This is a genomic window from Mesorhizobium sp. B2-7-2, from assembly GCF_006440775.1.
In the GTDB taxonomy this organism is placed as follows: Bacteria; Pseudomonadota; Alphaproteobacteria; order Rhizobiales; family Rhizobiaceae; genus Mesorhizobium.
The window spans coordinates 55,030-71,390 of sequence record NZ_VFTZ01000025.1; the positions used below are offsets into that span (position 1 = coordinate 55,030).

17 protein-coding genes and 1 tRNA gene are annotated in these 16,361 nt (G+C 63.4%); 7 read left to right on the forward strand and 11 right to left on the reverse strand.

Annotated elements, in window-relative coordinates:
• Positions 1–45: 45 nt before the first annotated feature.
• The 4 genes from FJ425_RS26370 to FJ425_RS26385 all read right to left on the reverse strand — a co-directional run bounded on the left by FJ425_RS26370 (position 46) and on the right by FJ425_RS26385 (position 4,815).
• On the reverse strand, positions 46–1,566 hold the full coding sequence (locus FJ425_RS26370) for a M81 family metallopeptidase (protein ID WP_140727047.1): 1,521 nt from the start codon (positions 1,564–1,566) through the stop codon (positions 46–48).
• 21 nt (positions 1,567–1,587) lie between these two features.
• A complete protein-coding gene (locus FJ425_RS26375; RefSeq protein WP_140546426.1) occupies positions 1,588–2,412 on the reverse strand; it encodes a carbohydrate ABC transporter permease in 825 nt (274 codons plus the stop codon).
• Positions 2,409–3,278: a sugar ABC transporter permease gene (locus FJ425_RS26380; RefSeq protein WP_140727050.1), complete on the reverse strand. Its 870-nt coding sequence runs from the start codon at positions 3,276–3,278 to the stop codon at positions 2,409–2,411. Before FJ425_RS26380 ends, FJ425_RS26375 begins: the two co-directional genes overlap by 4 nt.
• A 304-nt stretch (positions 3,279–3,582) precedes the next feature.
• Positions 3,583–4,815, reverse strand: coding sequence for a sugar ABC transporter substrate-binding protein (locus FJ425_RS26385; RefSeq protein WP_140727053.1), 1,233 nt, complete (start codon positions 4,813–4,815; stop codon positions 3,583–3,585).
• Between the two features lie 173 nt (positions 4,816–4,988).
• On the opposite strand from FJ425_RS26385, the gene FJ425_RS26390 reads away from it, so the two are divergent.
• The 3 genes from FJ425_RS26390 to FJ425_RS26400 are packed head-to-tail and all read left to right on the forward strand — an operon-like array spanning position 4,989 to position 7,720.
• Complete coding sequence (locus FJ425_RS26390) at positions 4,989–5,759, forward strand: SDR family oxidoreductase (protein WP_140727056.1); 771 nt, start codon at positions 4,989–4,991, stop codon at positions 5,757–5,759.
• A 2-nt stretch (positions 5,760–5,761) separates the two neighbouring features.
• The gene (gene ugpC, locus FJ425_RS26395; protein WP_140727059.1) at positions 5,762–6,829 is read left to right on the forward strand and encodes a sn-glycerol-3-phosphate ABC transporter ATP-binding protein UgpC; all 1,068 of its coding nucleotides are present in this window, start codon (positions 5,762–5,764) and stop codon (positions 6,827–6,829) included.
• A gap of 9 nt (positions 6,830–6,838) precedes the next feature.
• A complete protein-coding gene (locus FJ425_RS26400; RefSeq protein WP_140727061.1) occupies positions 6,839–7,720 on the forward strand; it encodes a MurR/RpiR family transcriptional regulator in 882 nt (293 codons plus the stop codon).
• Positions 7,721–8,109: 389 nt separating this feature from the next.
• Here the strand turns inward: FJ425_RS26400 and FJ425_RS26405 are convergent, their stop codons facing one another.
• Both FJ425_RS26405 and FJ425_RS26410 read right to left on the reverse strand, forming a co-directional pair.
• The gene (locus FJ425_RS26405; protein WP_140727064.1) at positions 8,110–8,433 is read right to left on the reverse strand and encodes a DUF167 family protein; all 324 of its coding nucleotides are present in this window, start codon (positions 8,431–8,433) and stop codon (positions 8,110–8,112) included.
• The gene (locus FJ425_RS26410) at positions 8,433–8,732 is read right to left on the reverse strand and encodes a YggT family protein (protein WP_135888880.1); all 300 of its coding nucleotides are present in this window, start codon (positions 8,730–8,732) and stop codon (positions 8,433–8,435) included. The genes FJ425_RS26405 and FJ425_RS26410 overlap by 1 nt, the downstream gene beginning before the upstream one ends.
• Positions 8,733–8,897: 165 nt before the next feature.
• Here FJ425_RS26410 and FJ425_RS26415 point away from each other — a divergent pair.
• From FJ425_RS26415 to FJ425_RS26430, 4 genes are all read left to right on the forward strand, one after another.
• Positions 8,898–8,973 (forward strand) — tRNA-Ala (locus FJ425_RS26415).
• 200 nt (positions 8,974–9,173) lie between these two features.
• Complete coding sequence (locus FJ425_RS26420) at positions 9,174–9,797, forward strand: hypothetical protein (RefSeq protein WP_140727067.1); 624 nt, start codon at positions 9,174–9,176, stop codon at positions 9,795–9,797.
• Between the two features lies 1 nt (position 9,798).
• Entirely contained in the window at positions 9,799–10,866 is a 1,068-nt protein-coding gene (locus tag FJ425_RS26425; protein WP_140727070.1) for a DUF262 domain-containing protein, read from the forward strand.
• A gap of 303 nt (positions 10,867–11,169) precedes the next feature.
• On the forward strand, positions 11,170–11,613 hold the full coding sequence (locus FJ425_RS26430) for a hypothetical protein (RefSeq protein ID WP_140637013.1): 444 nt from the start codon (positions 11,170–11,172) through the stop codon (positions 11,611–11,613).
• A 215-nt stretch (positions 11,614–11,828) separates the two neighbouring features.
• Here the strand turns inward: FJ425_RS26430 and FJ425_RS26435 are convergent, their stop codons facing one another.
• The 5 genes from FJ425_RS26435 to exbB form a co-directional block, all read right to left on the reverse strand.
• Positions 11,829–12,323, reverse strand: coding sequence for a hypothetical protein (locus FJ425_RS26435; protein WP_140546418.1), 495 nt, complete (start codon positions 12,321–12,323; stop codon positions 11,829–11,831).
• A 105-nt stretch (positions 12,324–12,428) separates the two neighbouring features.
• A complete protein-coding gene (locus tag FJ425_RS26440; RefSeq protein ID WP_140727073.1) occupies positions 12,429–13,823 on the reverse strand; it encodes a multicopper oxidase family protein in 1,395 nt (464 codons plus the stop codon).
• Positions 13,824–13,904: 81 nt separating this feature from the next.
• The gene (locus FJ425_RS26445) at positions 13,905–14,879 is read right to left on the reverse strand and encodes an energy transducer TonB (RefSeq protein ID WP_140727076.1); all 975 of its coding nucleotides are present in this window, start codon (positions 14,877–14,879) and stop codon (positions 13,905–13,907) included.
• The gene (exbD, locus tag FJ425_RS26450) at positions 14,876–15,379 is read right to left on the reverse strand and encodes a TonB system transport protein ExbD (protein ID WP_140727079.1); all 504 of its coding nucleotides are present in this window, start codon (positions 15,377–15,379) and stop codon (positions 14,876–14,878) included. Before exbD ends, FJ425_RS26445 begins: the two co-directional genes overlap by 4 nt.
• A 5-nt stretch (positions 15,380–15,384) precedes the next feature.
• Positions 15,385–16,311: a tonB-system energizer ExbB gene (gene exbB / locus FJ425_RS26455; RefSeq protein ID WP_140727082.1), complete on the reverse strand. Its 927-nt coding sequence runs from the start codon at positions 16,309–16,311 to the stop codon at positions 15,385–15,387.
• Positions 16,312–16,361 lie beyond the last annotated feature (50 nt).

The window sequence follows — 16,361 nt, forward strand, 5'->3', positions numbered from 1 at the left end:
GGGTGTTCCAGGGAACGCCAGCGCCTCACTCCGCTGGAACACCCCTCATCCGTCGCCTTCGGCGACACCTTCTCCCACAAGGGGAGAAGGGGAAGCGCGCCACGGATCCGCCACCCGCGGCCAGATCGGCCGCGTCAGCTTCTTGTAGTCCGTCACCGCCGGATTGCTTGGATAGGAACTCGGCGCGGCGACATAGATGATCTCGGCGGCGATCGGCGCGAAGCCGGCGTAGAAATGGTTCGTCGATTTGATCAGCAGGACGTCCTTCGACAGCGGATCGATGCCGATGTTGGAAAAGATATCGGGCTCGAAGGTCTGGGTGCGGTTGGTGTTCAAGATGACATCGACCTCGGTGTCTTCGATGCGCACCACCCCCGACGGCCCCAGCTTCACGCGGCTCGGCCCGAAGCTCTGCCATCCTTCGTTGGTTGTCTTCAGCACCCTGACGCGGGCGTCGATCGGCTCGCCGGCCTGAGGGCCGGCCTTGCCGCCGAAGCGCAGGTCGATGACCGCGCCCTCGCCGGCCGCGTGGCAGAAGGTGACCGCGACCGGATCCCAGATCGTTGCCACGCCGACCTTGCCTACGCCGCGCTTAAGCAGCTCGCGCAGCACAATGGTGCCGTCGCCCGGCACGCCGCCGCCCGGATTGTCCCAGATGTCGGCGATCACGACCGGCTTGTCCTTGCGCTCGGCGCGCACGGCTAGCGCCCGCTCGATGCCGGCCGATGCAGACAGCATCGTCATGGCGGTCTTCTCGCGCAGGTCATAGAGCTCGCGCCCGAGCGTTTCGGCGAGCTTGTCGCCCTTTGCCTTGTCGTTGTCGGTGACGACCAGGATGCGCGTGCCCATTTCGGGCACGTCGGCGGCCATGAAGCCGTGGATGACCGAGACCGACAGCACGCCGTCCTTGCCATGCAGTGCCTTGATCCTGTCGACGAAGGAGCGCATCGGCTCGCGGCTGGTCGGCAGCACCTGGATCATGCGGCAGTCGAAGGTCGAGATCACCGGCTTGATCTCGCCGCGCGCCGCGGCAAGGCCGAGCTCGACGACGTGCTCGCCGCGCTCGTAGAAATCGGTGTGCGGGAATTCGAGGAAGTAGGCCATGATGTCGCAAGCCGCGACGCGCTTCGGCGTTAAATGGCTGTGCGGATCGAACTCCGAGGCGATCACGACTTTCGGGCCGACGATGGCGCGCACGCGCTCCAAGAGATCGCCTTCGCAATCGTCATAGCCCTGCGCGACCATGGCGCCATGCAATCCCAGGATCACCGCATCGACCGGCAAGGCGGCCTTGAGCTGATCGAGGATCTCGTCGCGCAGCGCTTCATAGGTCTGCCGTTGCACCAGGCCGCCGGGCTCCGCCCAGGTGGCGGTGCCTTCGATGATGGTCAGCCCTTCCTTCGCGGCGCGCTTGCGCAGCGCCACGATCGGCGAGGAGCAGAGCGTCGGCGTCTCCGGATGTTTTCCGGGGCCGGCATAGAAGGCCATCTCGAAGGAAGCCCGGTCGGTCGGGACCGGGGAGAAGGTGTTGGTTTCCGTCGCCAGCGAGGCGGTGAAGATGCGCATGAACGCTCCGTGCAATGGAAGCTACTTAACCGCGCCGAGCGCAAGGCCTCTGACCAGATAGCGCTGCAGCCAGATGAAGAGGATCGCCACCGGCAGCGTCGCCAGCAGCGTGGCCGCCATGACATGGTGCCATTCGATCGTATAGCGGCCGGCGACCAGCGAGAAAACCTGGATCGGCAGCGTGTAGCTTTCCTGGCTGCGCAGCATGGTGAGCGCCACGACGAACTCGTTCCAGGCGTTGATGAAGGTGAAGATCGCCGTCACCGCGATTGCCGGCAGGCAAAGCGGCAGGAAGACCTTGCGCAGCGTCAGCCAACGTCCGGCGCCTTCCATCCAGGCCGCCTCCTCAAGGTCGCGCGGGATGGTGTCGAAATAGCTCTGCAGCATCCAGACGGTGAAGGCGACGTTGAAGGCCATGTAGATGAAGCCGAGCGCGGTGGTGCTCTCGACCAGCCCCCAGGCCGCCATCAGCCGGAACAGGCCAAGCACCAGCACGATCGGCGATATCATCTGCGAGATCAAAAGGAACTGCCGGAAGGCACCGTAGCCGCCGAAGCGGAAGCGCGACATGGCGTAGGCCGCCGGCACCGAGATCAGGATCGCGCCGATGGTCGCCAGCGCCGAGACATAGAGCGAATTGAGCAGCGCCTGGCCGAAACCGGTCGCCACCCACATGTCGGCGAAATTCGACCAGCGGAATTCGCTCGGCCACCAAGTGGGCGTCAGCACCTCCGTGCGCGGCTTGACGGCGGTGAGGAACATGACGGCGAAGGGGAAGATCGTCACCGCGATCAATGGGGCCAGCAGAACCCAGGCGACGATGGTTCGTTTCATCTTGCTGTTCATGCCCGCTGCTCCCGCATGGCCAGCCGCACATAGATCATGGTGAAGACGAGCAGGATCGCGAACATCACCAGCGACACGGCTGAAGCCTCGCCCAGTTTGCCGATGCGGAAGGCGAGCTTGTAGAGATGGGTCACCAATATGTCGGTCGAGTTCGCCGGCCCCCCTTGGGTCATCACCCAGATGATCGGGAACGAGTTGAAGACATAGATGGTGTTGAGCACGATCGCGATGTTGATGAACGGCTTCAGGAGCGGAAAGGTGATCTCGCGGAACTGCTGGAAATGCGTCGCGCCCTCGAGTGCCGCCGCCTCATAGAGATCGTCGGGGATCGAGGACAGGCCGCCGAGGAAGATCGTGGTGGTGAACGGCACCGTCACCAATATGCCGATCAGCACCTGCATCGGGAAGGCGGTCTCGGCGCTCGCCAGCCACTGGATGTTCTGGCTGATCAGGCCGAGCTTCATCAGCGCCGAATTCAGCATGCCGCTCTCGCCGTTGAGCGCCCAGCGCCAGACCACCGCCGTCATGGTCAGCGACACCGCCCAAGGCAGCATGATGACGACACGGGCGAGGCCGCGGCCGTAGAAGTCCGTGTTGAGGATGATCGCCACCGGGATCGACAAAAGCAGCGCGCCGCCGACCACGAGCACCGTCCACAGCGCGGTGCGCCAAAGCGCTGCGACGAAATCGGGATCGGCGGCGAGCGCCGCGAAATTGGCGAGACCGCTGAACTCGCGCAACTGACCGAAGCGGTTGACGTCATGCGTCGAGATCTGGATCAGGTCCCAGACCGGCCAGAAGATCACCACCGCCGCCAAGAACAGGCTGGGCAGCGTCAGGAGATAGGGCAGGAGACGATTTTGCATCGGCTGGTTTGTATCGCGTTGCGAGCTATCAGCGGCGCTGGCTTGCCAGCTAGCCTAATCTCGACCTGTTCCTTGTTGGGGCTCAGTTCAAATTCCTTCCCTGCGTCGGCGCTGCCCCTCATCTGGCTGCCGCTTCTTTCTCCCCGTCACTATACGGGGAGAAATGCCCGGCAGGGCAATGAGGGGCGGCGCCAACTTTGGCGGCCTTCTCGGTTTAGCCATTTCCGCGGCCGTCGCAGCCTCTTCTAAAAAGTGTGGCGCGCTCCGACGGGTGGAGCGCGCCACGGGCGCAGGGAGATACGCCCTATTTCTTCGTCAGGACGGCGTTGGCCTTATCGGCGGCCTCCTTCAGGGCCGCTCCCGGCGTGGCGCTGCCGAGATAGATCTTCTGCATGGCGTCGGACGTGATCTGGGCGATCTCTTCCCAGCCCGGGATGACCGGCGCGAAGCGGGCGTCGGGCAAGAGCGCGGTGAAGGCGGCGAGGTCGGCGTTGTTGACGTAATAGTCCATCTTGGCCTCCTCCTTGTTCACCGGCAGGAAGCCTTCGCCCTGCGTGAATTTGGCGCGCTGCTCCTTGGTGAACAGGAAGTCGAGCAGCTTCCAGGCCTCGCCCTTGTTCTTGGAGTTCTTGAACATGATGATCGAATCGGTGACGCCATAGGTGCCGCGTGCGCCGGTCGGGCCGGCGGGGATGGCGGCGACGCCGTATTTCAGCTTCGGCGCCTCTTCCTTGATCTGGTTGGACAGGAAAGGCGCGGTGATCATCATGCCGACCTTGCCCTGCTTGAACAGGTTCTGCACGTCCTCGCGGTTGTTGGAGGTGACGCCAGGCTCGGTCAGCCCCTCGTCGATCATCGACTTGTAGAGCTTGGCGGCTTCAAGCGCGCCCGGCGTGCTCAAGCCGGACGTGCCGTCCTTGTTGAGGATCTCGGTGCCCTGCGACCACATTGCATAGTAGTAGTAGACATCGGTTTCGATCTCCTTGCCCTGCAGGCCGAAGCCGAAGGCGCCTTGAGCCTTGATCTTGCGGGCGTCTTCCTGCAGCTCGGTCCAGGTTGCCGGCGGCTTGGCGATGCCGGCTTTCTCGAACAGCTCCTTGTTGTAATACATGGCGCGCGCGGAAGCCGCGATCGGCAGGCCGTAGGTGTGGCCGTCCATGATCGAGGGCTGCAGGAAGGTATCGATGAAGCGGTCCTTGAACTCCGGCTTAATGTAGCTGTCGAGCGGCTCGGCGACATCCTGCTGGACGAAGTCGATCAGCCAGCGCGTGCCGATGATCGAAAGGTCGGCATTGGTGCCGGCGGTGATGTCGGTGGTGAGCTTCTGCAGGAGCACATCCCACGGCACCACTTCATACTTGATGGTGATGCCGGGATTGGCCGCCTCGAACTCCTTCTTGACCTCCTCGAAATAGGGGCCGGTCTTGGCGCTGTATTCGGCAACGGTGACGCGCACCTCGCCGGCATCGGCAGGTGCTGCAAAGGCCAGCATGCTCATTCCGGCCAACAGGCCGACAGTCCATTTCGCAAGGCTCATCTGATTTCCTCCCATGATGCGCATTCGCGCCTGGGCCTTAGAGGCGCAGGATTTATGTTACTTTCCTACATTATCGAGGCTTATGCCCAATGCAAGCAGTTTATCATGTTGCTAAATTACATTTTGTTGGATAGCGTTCCGTCGCTGTCTGGCACGGCGGAGGAGCGGGCATCGTGGTATCAAAGGCCGATTTCGAGGGCAAAACCGTTGTCGTCACCGGCGCCGGCGGCGGCCTCGGTTCGGCGATCGTTGAGCTCATGGCCGAACGCGGCGCGCGCATCGTCGGCTGCGACCAATCGGTAGAAACGCTGGCCGGTCCGCATATCGCCTCTCGTCACGTCTTCAACCTGCTCGACCGGGCCTCGATCGAAGCGGCGATACCCGCGCTGCTCGACAGGGATGGCGTCCCCGATATCCTGATCAACAATGCCGGTTGGACGCGCGCCGAGACCTTGAACGCGCTGACGGCGGACAAAATCGAGCAGGAGCTCGGCCTCAATTTGACCGGCGTGATGACTTTCGCCGATCCGCTCGTCAAGGCGATGTCCGAGCGCGGCTCGGGCAGCGTCGTTTTCATCTCCTCGGTCAACGCGATTTCGCATTTCGGCAATCCCGCTTATGCGGCGGCCAAGGCCGGCATCAACGCCTACGCCAAATCCATCGCCGTCGAGCTCGGCCGCAGCGGGTTGCGCGCCAATGTCGTCTGCCCAGGCTCGATCCGCACCGCCGCCTGGGACCATCGCCTGGCCAAGGATCCCGAGATCTTAGGCCGGCTGAAGCGGCTCTATCCGCTCGGCCGCATCGTCAACGCGTCGGAAGTGGCGGAGGCCGTCGCCTTCCTTGCCTCCGAGCGCGCTTCCGGCATAACAGGTGCCGTGGTGCCCGTGGACGCCGGACTGACAGCCGGCTACCTGCCTTTCATCGACGACATATTGGGAGCGTGACCATGACCGACGTCCAGTTCCGCAACCTGTCGAAATCCTATGGCCAGCACAAAATCCTCGAGGACATCGATCTCGACATCCGGACCGGCGAGTTCGTCGTGCTGGTCGGCCCGTCCGGCTGCGGCAAGTCAACCCTCCTGCGCATGCTGGCAGGGCTGGAGACGATCAGCTCCGGCGACCTCATCATCGGCGGCACGCGCGCCAACGACCTGCCGCCGCAGAAGCGCAATATCGCAATGGTGTTCCAGTCTTACGCGCTGTTCCCGCATCTGAAGGCGTCGGAGAATATCGGCTTCGGCCCGAAGATCCGCGGCGAGACGCGCGCCGCGATCGACGACAAGGTCAAGAAGGCGTCGGGCGTGCTCAACCTCTTTTCCTATCTCGACCGTTATCCGAGACAATTGTCCGGCGGCCAGCGCCAGCGCGTCGCCATGGGCCGCGCGATCGTGCGCGAGCCTTCGGTCTTCCTGTTCGACGAGCCGCTTTCCAATCTCGACGCGCAGTTGCGCGTGCAGATGCGCACCGAGATCAAGGCGCTGCACCAGCGGCTGAAATCGACCATCGTCTACGTCACCCACGACCAGATCGAGGCGATGACCATGGCCGACCGCATCGTGGTGATGGATCGCGGCCGCATCCAGCAGGTCGGGCAGCCGCTGGAGCTCTATGACCGGCCGGCCAACAAATTCGTCGCCGCCTTCATCGGCTCGCCCTCTATGAGCTTCGTCTCCGGCGCGCTGAAGACCGCCGGAGCCAAGTCCTGGTTCGAGACGACGGGTGGCGGCCGCCTGGCGCTCCCGGGCAAGGCCGCGTCCGGCAGCGACACGGTCGAGGCCGGCATCCGGCCCGAGCACTTCGTGGTCGGTGCCGGCGACGATGCCCTCGCCATCAAGGTCGACGTCGTCGAGCCGACCGGCTCGGAAACCCATGTCTATGGCTCGGTCGGCGACGACACGGTGCGCGCGGTGTTCCGCGACCGGCTGCAGGTGAAGCCGGGCGACCGGCTGCCGGTGAGCGTCGACCCGCGCAACATCCACCTCTTCGACAAGGCGACGGGCCTGCCGCTGTGAGATGATGACATGAAGACCCCGGCCGACATCATCACCCGCCTGCAATTGATATCGCAGGACGGCACCAAGTCGGACCGCCGGCTGGCCGGGCTGGTGCTTTCCGACCTCGATTTCGCCTCGAAGGCCGCGATCTCGGAGATCGCCGCGCGCGTCGGCGTCAGCGAGCCGACCGTCACCCGCTTCTGCCGCAATCTGGGCTGCGAGGGGCTTCGCGATTTCAAGTTCTACCTGGCGCAAGCGATCGCCATCGGCGGCCAGTATCTGTCGCCGGAGCCGCTCAGCCGCGACGCGCGCGAGCAGCGCATCGCCTCGGCGATAACCGAGGCGGCGATCGCCGCCATCCAGCGCGCCAGCGAAAACCTCGACATGACGACGCTGATGGACGTCGCCGCCCGCATCGCCGCTTCCGGCAATGTGCTGTGCATCGGCTCAGGCGGCATTTCCTCGATGATGGCGACCGAGATGCAGAACCGGCTGTTTCGGCTGGGCCTCTCGGCGCTCGCCCAGACCGACGGCCAGCTGCAGCGCATGTATGCGGCCGTCGCGACGCCCGAGACGACGCTGCTTGCCTTCTCCGTCTCGGGCTATGCGCGCTCGGTGATCGAGGCTGTCCAGGTTGCGCAGCAATACGGCGCGGCGACCGTTGCCATCACCGCGCCGGATTCGGCCCTGGCCAAGGTCGCCGACACGGTGATCCTTCTGCAGTCCGTCGAGGACGGCAACATCTACAAGCCGACCTCGTCGCGCTACGCGCTTTTGGCCATCCTCGACATGATCGCCACCACGGTGGCGGAAGCGCGCGGCCCGAAAGTGCTGGAGAACCTGCGCCGCATCAAGCAGAGCGTGAACACGCTGAAGGTGGACGATCCGAAACTGCCGCTGGGGGATTGAGCGGTTGCAGGCTTGCGCTGCCGAAATTGGCGATCCTTCGCGCCCCCCTCTGGCCTGCCGGCCATCTCCCCGATTGGCAGCCGCGCCCCTTATGTAGCGCTGGTCGACCCCCACTCCGTCTCGGCTTCGCCGAGCCACCTCTCCCCCGATCGACGGGGTAGAGGAAAGGCGCCAAGCTTTTGCCGTCAACGCCCTTCCAGCAACGCTCCCTTCCTTTCCCTCCGGAGGGGGGAAAGGTGGCGCTGCGAAGCAGCGGCGGATTGGGGGAACCACGTGGCAATCAAGCCTCGGCCTGATCAGTCGCGCCAGTCACAGAAGATGTGTGCATAGCGTAGCCAAGAGGGGGAGATGTCCAGCAGGACAGAGGGGGGCGCTGTCCCGCCTGCATCTCAGATCTTCGATTGCTTAGAAAGAGCCTCGACGATCTTCGTCAGCTCGGCCCCGTCACCCACGACCCGCAGCGTCTTCAGTCGCGATGTGCTGCCGGCGACCACCGAAACGGCCGACACTGGTATACCCAGCGCCTTGGCCAGCATCCGTTCCAATGCTTGATTGGCGGCGCCGTTCTCCGGAACGGCGCGGACGCGGGCCTTGAGGTGACTGCGACCGTCGGCAGCGGTCTCGACGCCGTCGATCCGGTCGAGCGCCGCTTTTGGCGTAAGCCGCACGAAGAGGTCGATGCCGTTCTCGCGCTGCCGAAACGGCGTGCTCATCAGCCGCCGGTCACGACCCAGGACCAGACTGTGGTGACCAGGAACTGCCGGATGAAGAAGATGATCAGAAGGAGGATGATCGGCGAAATGTCGATGCCGCCGAGATCGGGCATGAAGCGGCGGATCGGGCGCAATGCCGGATCGGTCAGCCGGTAGAGCATGTTGCCGACGCTGCCGACGAACTGGTTGCGCGAGTTGACGACATTGAAGGCGTAGAGCCAGGAAAAGATCGCCGAGGCGATGATGATCCACCAGTAGATATCAAGCGCCATGACGATGGTCTGAATAAGGGCGATCATGCCGGTCTCCAAATTGTCGCCGACATGTAGCCATTGCTTGGCGTGCGGGCAAGGCCCGCGGGCTTGGCGTGCGGGCAAGACCCGCCAGTCACGGCACTCGTCGCCTGCCGGTCTTTCGCCTTGACATGAAACCGCCGCGACCGATACAAGCCCATCCGCTGGAACGGGGCTGTAGCTCAGCTGGGAGAGCGCATCGTTCGCAATGATGAGGTCAGGGGTTCGATCCCCCTCAGCTCCACCAGCGGATTTAAAATCAAAGCTTTAGCGATGGGATTTCGCTGGTGGCACAACCAAGTGAGCCATTGCTATGCGCATGCCCGCCTACCCTGTCACGTTCTCTGCACGGAATCTTTTACTATCGACACCCCATACCTAGACCGTTCCTATAGCCTCATCGTATATGAAACATGGTGCACGGCATGCGCAGGGTGGGGGGAAATAGTGCCATTTGCGGATGTTGCTGAGCTCCACAATGCTATAATTGATCGCGATCCCAGCGACTTTGTATCGCACTATATATTCGAGCCGATACCTTTTGCGTTTTCATCGGACTTCGACAAATGGGTCTCTTGGAAAACGACACTTGCCAAGGGTCTCGAGGTTGATCCTTATGACATCGTACTAACAGGTAGCGGCGCTATAGGGTTTAGCCTCAACCCATACAAGGGCTTTTCGGCATTCGACGACAGGTCTGATATCGACTGCGGAGTGATTAGTGCATATCACTTCGATTTGGCTTGGCGTCACCTTCGGCAGTTGCGGCCATCCTGGCTGTCGCTCTCCAACGCGGCCAAGCGAGCAATTGAAAGCCACAGGAAAAGCTATGTCTTCACGGGGACCATAGCGACAGACAGCATTCTATCAATTCTACCCTTCGGAAAAGTTTGGCAAACTGCGCTTACCAACATGGCTGGCATCGACCCAACAGTCGGTCGCGATGTGAAATTAAGGATTTATAAGGACTACGATGCTCTCCGTCAGTACCAAGCAATGAACATAAGTCGGCTTCGCTCGACTTTGCTCTCGAGCGTGGAAGATCAAACCCCAATTGACATCGAGATCTAATATGAACGACGCAGACCATTTTCTGCATACAACACACCGAACAGTCTCATGGTTCAACAAAGCCTACCAAAACGGTGAACTAGTGTTGGCCGCCCCCTACCAACGCAATCCAGTATGGACCCCTATCCAGCAAGCCTACCTTATCGACACCATTCTTTTGGGACTGCCTATCCCAGAACTTTACATGCAAGACCTCGGGAACGAGAGCGGCGAGGAAAAACATATTGTCGTTGACGGCCAGCAGCGAATACGGGCAGTGCTCGATTTCCTAAACGGGGAGATCGCATTGGATGGTGGAGAAGTTGCGCGAGCGTGGCGTGGTCTATACTTTGAGCAACTTGGGGCTGCGGAAAAGAAGACGATATTTCAATACAAGTTCGTCGTACGAGTTCTACCCAACATGGCTGAGGAGGAGGTGCGTAAGATATTTGCGCGCCTCAACAGGAACGTAGTTGCTCTTAACGACCAAGAATTGCGTAATGCAACTTACTGGGGCCCATTCATTAAGTCGGTCCAAGGGATGGCTGACAACAATGATTTTTGGGCTGACGAAGGCATTTTTTCAGCAAACGATCACAGACGAATGCTCGATCATGAATTCATAAGTGAGCTAGTCATTGCGTTCCTACACGGTCCTCAGAACAAGAAAGATAAACTAGACGATTATTACAGACTTTACGAAGAGCAATACGAAGAGCGGGAGCGGGTTGAGAACGCGTTCCGCAAGGCGGCGGACGAGATCGCCCAGTTGCTGCCCAACCTCAAAGCCACACGATGGCGGAAAAAGTCCGACTTCTACACCTTGTTCATCGAAGTCGCGTCTAGGGCCAATAGCCTTCCCTTCCCACAAGACATTAGGTCCATCATCTCCGACCGTCTCCTCGACTTCGGCGATCAGGTTACACAGCTCCTGACTTTGGATGAGGACCTGTGGAAGGAAGTGAATGAGCATGTAGTGAGCTACGCAAGGAACGTCTCGCGGGCTGCCTCAGATCGCGGGAGCCGAGTTGCGCGCACCAAGGCTCTCCAAGAATACGTCTTTAGAGAGCATACGGCCCCGAGAACCTGAGCGTCGACAACAGCCTTTGCTGTCAGGTGAGACATCAAAGTGAGACATCCAGTCCCACTTCCTCCTACGGACCCTTGGCACTCAAGGCTTTGACAATCGTGGTGGACGCCCCTCAGCTCCACCAGCCAGCACGCGCAAGTGCCTTTCGCGCGCGGTTGCCCTCTTCGCTCAGCATTCTGCGGCTGCCGGATTTTCGGGCCGCGTGCTTGGAACCAATGGTGGGGCAAGACGGTTCAGCTATACTTTTGACGCTGATGTGCCCGGCCGGCTGGGTAAGCGGCGATGCTTGAGGAGGTCCCCATTATGAAGATTTCGTCCAGGTTCCGTTCAGTCGCGGTTGCGGCAATCGCCGCGGCGGGCGTCAGCATAGCCAGCGCCGCGCATGCCGACAGCGGCACGATCCGCTTCTCCGTCTACAAGGCGGCCTTCTTCATCGGCGGCTCCGGCGGCGAAGGCACGCTGACCTTCCATGGCAAACGCTATCCGATCTCGGTCGGCGGCGTTTCGGGCGGCCTCGCCTTCGGCGCGTCCAAGACCTATTTCCAGGGCAGAGTGCGCCATATCCGGCGGGCCAGCGACGTGACGGGCGTCTACGGCGCGGCCGGCGGCGGCGGCGCGCTCGGCAGAGGCGCCCAGGTGATCGTCATGACCAATGACAAGGGCGCCCAGCTCGAGCTCAGCGGCAGGCAGGTCGGCCTGCAGGTCAACGCCGACCTCAGCGGCATGAGCATCGCGCTGAAGAGGTAGGAGCAGCAACGCCTTCCGCTAGTGCGTTTCACCGTTTCACGGAAACGACGAAACGCCCTATCTCTTTGTTTTTTACGCAATTCCGGACGGAAAACCGCTCACACTTTTCCTGGAATTGCTCTAACTGGATGGGCCGGATTCGCGAAGGTCGGCGGCTCGGACCTTTCCGGTTGCGGCAGGCAGATTCGCTCGCCGGGCGGCTCACTCGATTCCGCTTATCTGGAGACCGCCGGCGTCTTGTAGCGGTGCTGGCGCGCGTAAGCCACGCAGGCGTCCACGGTGCTGACGCACAGCGCATCGCGGCTGTTCGGCAAGTTATTGTCGCCGGCATAGGCCACCTCTGCGACGTGGCCGTTGAGCATGCGTATCTGCGTGTTGCAATAGCCGCCAGGAGCGACATTGACCGACCCGCCGACAGCAGGAATCGCACCCACGGCCAAAGTCGGCACCGCGATACTGAGGTTGCTGCGTTGCACTGTGCGCTGGTAGGTCCAGATCTGGCCGGATGATCCCACGTCGGCCGTTGCGCTCGGAAAGCCGGCGCACATGCGGACATCGGCCTCGCTGAGACCGACCATCTCCTTGCGGGCAGCGGCCGTGGTGGCGTCGACCTTGGCGATGCTCGACGTATCATCGGGGATGACGCAGGACGACAGGGTGGAGATGCCTGCCGCAACAAAGGCAAGTTTTCGAATATGCAAGGATGTCATGCCGTCGGTCGGAGTTGTGTGCCGCCCCAGCGCCCTCCTGCCTACCTAGGCAATCGGCCAAACGCGTCAACCCGCGGAATGCCGACGCCTTCCGCGCCGATGCGCTCATACCACCCGGAAATAGCTCGTCATGCCGGTCTTCTGATGCTCGATGATGTGGCAATGCAGCAGCCAGTCGCCGGGATTGTCGGCGACGAAGCCGAGCTGCACCTTCTCGTCGGGCTGGATGAGATAGGTGTCGGAGATTAGCGGCTGCACCGATCTGGTCGACGACGACAGCACCTTGAAGCTCATGCCGTGCAAATGGATCGGGTGCGCGTGCGGGGTCAGGTTCGCCATGTCGATGACATAGCTGCGGCCGAGCTTCAGCTCGGCGAGCGGCGCGGTCGGGTCCGGCGTGTCGCCCGGCCACGGCACCTTGTTGATCGCCCAGAAACTGTAGCCGAGCGAGCCGCAAATGCCGTCGGCCGCGACGTTCTCGGCCGTCGCGCTCAGCGCCAGTGGAATCCGCTTGGCGCTTGTCAAGTCCAGCTCCGGCACCGGATTGGCTTCAAGCGGGCCGAGATCGCGCAGATCGTGCTTGAGCGATCTGCCGACCGAACGCAGCGTCGCCAGGATTTTCGGCTTGGTGCCTCTGACGTCGCGCAGGCTGACGATCGCGCCCTCCTCGTCGGGCATGCGGATGGCAAGCTCCAGCCGCTGGCCAGGCCCCAGCTGCAAGGCATCCGGCGTAAACCGCTGCGGCACCGGATTGCCGTCGAGCGCGATGACCGCGGCTTCGGCGCCGTCGACGCGGAAGGCATAGATGCGGGTGACGTCGGTGATGGCCGCCCGCAGCCGCACCAGCCCGCCGGCCGGCGCATCGAATTGCGGCTGGCCCTGCCAATTGGCGGTGCGCACCGTGCCGAAGGTGCCGGCCTTGGCCGCGTCGCGCGGCCTGAACGGCTCGATGAACTGGCCGTCATCGCCAAGCCGCCAGTCGCGCAGGTTGACGACCATCTCGACGTCGAAAACCGGGTCCTTCGGGTTCTCGACCACGATCACGCCGGTCAGGCCGTGACCCATCTGGACCAGCGTGTTGCAATGCGGGTGGTACCAGAAGGTGCCGGCGTCGGGCGGCGTGAATTCATAGTCGAAACGGTCGCCCTGATAGACATAGGGCTGCACAAGGAACGGCACGCCGTCCATCTTGTTGGGAACGCGGATCCCATGCCAGTGGATGGTCGTCGGATCGTCGATGCCGTTAATCAGGCGCGCGGCAAACGGCTCGCCCTTCGTCATCCTGACGACCGGCGGCATGCCGGCCTCGCCGTAGGTCAGCACATTCTTCGTCGGCGCACTCTCCATCAGCCGCGCCTCGATGGTGGCGGTTTTCAGGATCAGCGGGGCAGGCTTGGCGGCTGCAAAGCCGGCCAATCTGCCGACAGTCGCGGCGCCGATGCCGGCCAGGCCTGCGGCAGCAGTGGTTTTGAGAAGGGCGCGGCGCGTGAATGTCGTCATACGGTTTCCGTCGGCAGGATGCCTCGGCCGTTGGAATTGAGCTGAACCAGTGAGCCGCCTACCACCATCCGGCGCGCCGGCCTAGTCCCGCAGGCTGAAGACGAAGGGCGCGGTGCGGGTGACGTGGGCGCCGAGCTCCGCCGGCGGCGCCGGCACCGAGGCGCCCTGCAATGCGCCGAGCGCCGCGCGGTCGAGATCGCCATCGCCCGAGGATCGCGCCAGCCGGGCCGCGACGACCCTGCCGGCTGTGTCGACCGTGAAGGTCACGCTCGGCGTCCCCTCGGCCCGCCTGGAGCGCGCCGCGCTCGGATAGCGGGTGTGCCGCCTGATCCACGCCGCCAGGCTGGAATTCCAGCGCGACGGGCCGACGCTCGAGCGCGGCGCCGCATTCGAGGACCGCGGTGCTGCCGCCTTCGCCGCCACCTTGGCGTCGATGCTAGCGGTGGTCGTTGGCGGTGGCGCCTCTTGCTTCCTGGGCCGTTCTTTCGGCTTTTCGACCGGCTTCTTCTCGGCTTTCTTCTTGGGCTCGACCCATTTTTGCGCCTTCACCTGCGCTTCCACAGGTTTCGGTTCCGGCAGGGGAATGACGACGTCGGGCGCGATCGCCTCGACAGGGTCGGGCACGACCTCGTCCAGCGGCGGCTGCAGGGCGGCAATTGCCGCCGGCGCGACCTGCTCGACTTTTTGCGTGTCGTCAGCATCTGACAGCGGTTCGACGACCGGCTCGGCCTGTTCCGACACCGGCGCCGGGTCGGTCGCCGGTTTCATGTCGATGGGCTTTTCCGTCTCCTCCGCCGCATCGGCCGGCTCCGATGTCACCGCGTCCAGCATCGCCGTCTCTTCCGGCGCGGCGGGGGCAATGGCCAGCGGCGCCATCTCGACCGCCAGCGCCGGCGGCGGACCGCCATCCTGCATCTCGGCGAAGCTCAGATTCTGCACCGCATAGGCGACCGCCACATGCGCGGCCAGAATGATCGCGGCGGCGCTCGTCCACAGGCCGGCCTCGCGCGCGCCGAAGCGCGGCTGCGAAATGCGAGAAAGAGCGGCGACCGTCATGGCGCCGTGCTTCCACCCGGCGCAGGGGCGGGGGTCGCGCCGGCCGCATGGGTTCCTGGCATGGTTTGCCCACCGGTGCCGCCCATGGTCTCGAGGCCGACCAGCGCGACCTTGAGATAGCCGGCGCTACGCAGCAGGTTCATCACCTCCATCAGGTCGCCATAGCCGACCGTCCTGTCGGCGCGCAGGAAGATGCGCGTCTGCTTGTCGCCCTTGGTGCGGTTGTCGAGCGCCCCGGCGAAGGCCGGGCGCGGCACGCTGTCATTGCCGATCGCCAGCGTCAGATCGCTTTTCAGCGTCAGGAACAAAGGTGTCTCGGGCCGCGGCGCCGGCGTTGCCGTCGATCCAGGCAGGTTGACATCGACGTCGACGGTCGCGAGCGGTGCGGCGACCATGAAGATGATCAGGAGCACCAGGATGACGTCGATGAACGGCGTGACATTGATGTCGTGGCTTTCCTCGAGATCGTCGCCGGAGGTCTCGCGAATGCGCGCCGCCATCGCCGCTACTCCGCCGCGATCGCCGATGCCGGCGGCACCGTGCGGAAATCGAGATCGCGGCTGACCAGCCGCTCGACGCCCGCGGAGGCGTCGGCGAGGATCTGCCTGTAGCCGGCTATCGAACGCGCGAAGACGTTGTAGATGACGACTGCCGGAATGGCTGCGACAAGGCCCATCGCTGTGGCAAGCAGCGCCTCGGCGATGCCCGGTGCCACCACGGCGAGGTTGGTGGTCTGCGCCTGCGAGATGCCGATGAAGGCGTTCATGATGCCCCAGACGGTGCCGAACAGGCCGACGAAGGGCGCCGTCGAGCCGATGGTGGCGAGCAGGCCGGTGCCGCGCGACATGCGCCGCGCCGACGCCGCCTCGATGCGCGCAAGCCTGGAGGCGACGCGTTCCTTCAGGCCGTCGCCGGAAGCATGATCGAGCGCGCCGGCCGAAAGCGCCCGTTCTTCTTCCGCCGCCCGCACCAGCAGCGCGCCCGGGCCGCCGCTGTGGCCAAGCTCCCGGCCTGCCTGCATCAATGTCGCGGCGTTGCCGATCGCATCGGCGGCCCGGCGAGCCCCCAGCTTGCCGCCAAAGACCTCCAGCGACTTGGCGAGCCAGATCGTCCAGGTGACGACGGAAGCGAAGGCCAGGCCGACCATCACCGCCTTCACGACGATGTCGGCATTCATGAACATGCCCCAGGGCGACAGGTCATGCGGCAGCATCAGCGAGATGGAAGGCTCTTCGCTCGTGGCGCCGTTCGCAGCCGGGCGAATGCCTGGCTCCGCCGACGTGGCGGCGGGCGCCTGCGCCGCAGGCGTCTGCAGGGTTGGAGCGGCCGGCGCCTGCTCGACCGGCGCAGGCGATCGTTCCTGCGCCGCGGCGACACCAGCCGAAAGAATAAGCGACGCGGCCAGCGCCGCCAAGAGGCTGTTTCGGGACAAGGGCTCGTCCTCGCTTCATCATTGCAATGCGGCGGCCGCCATACAGGTGC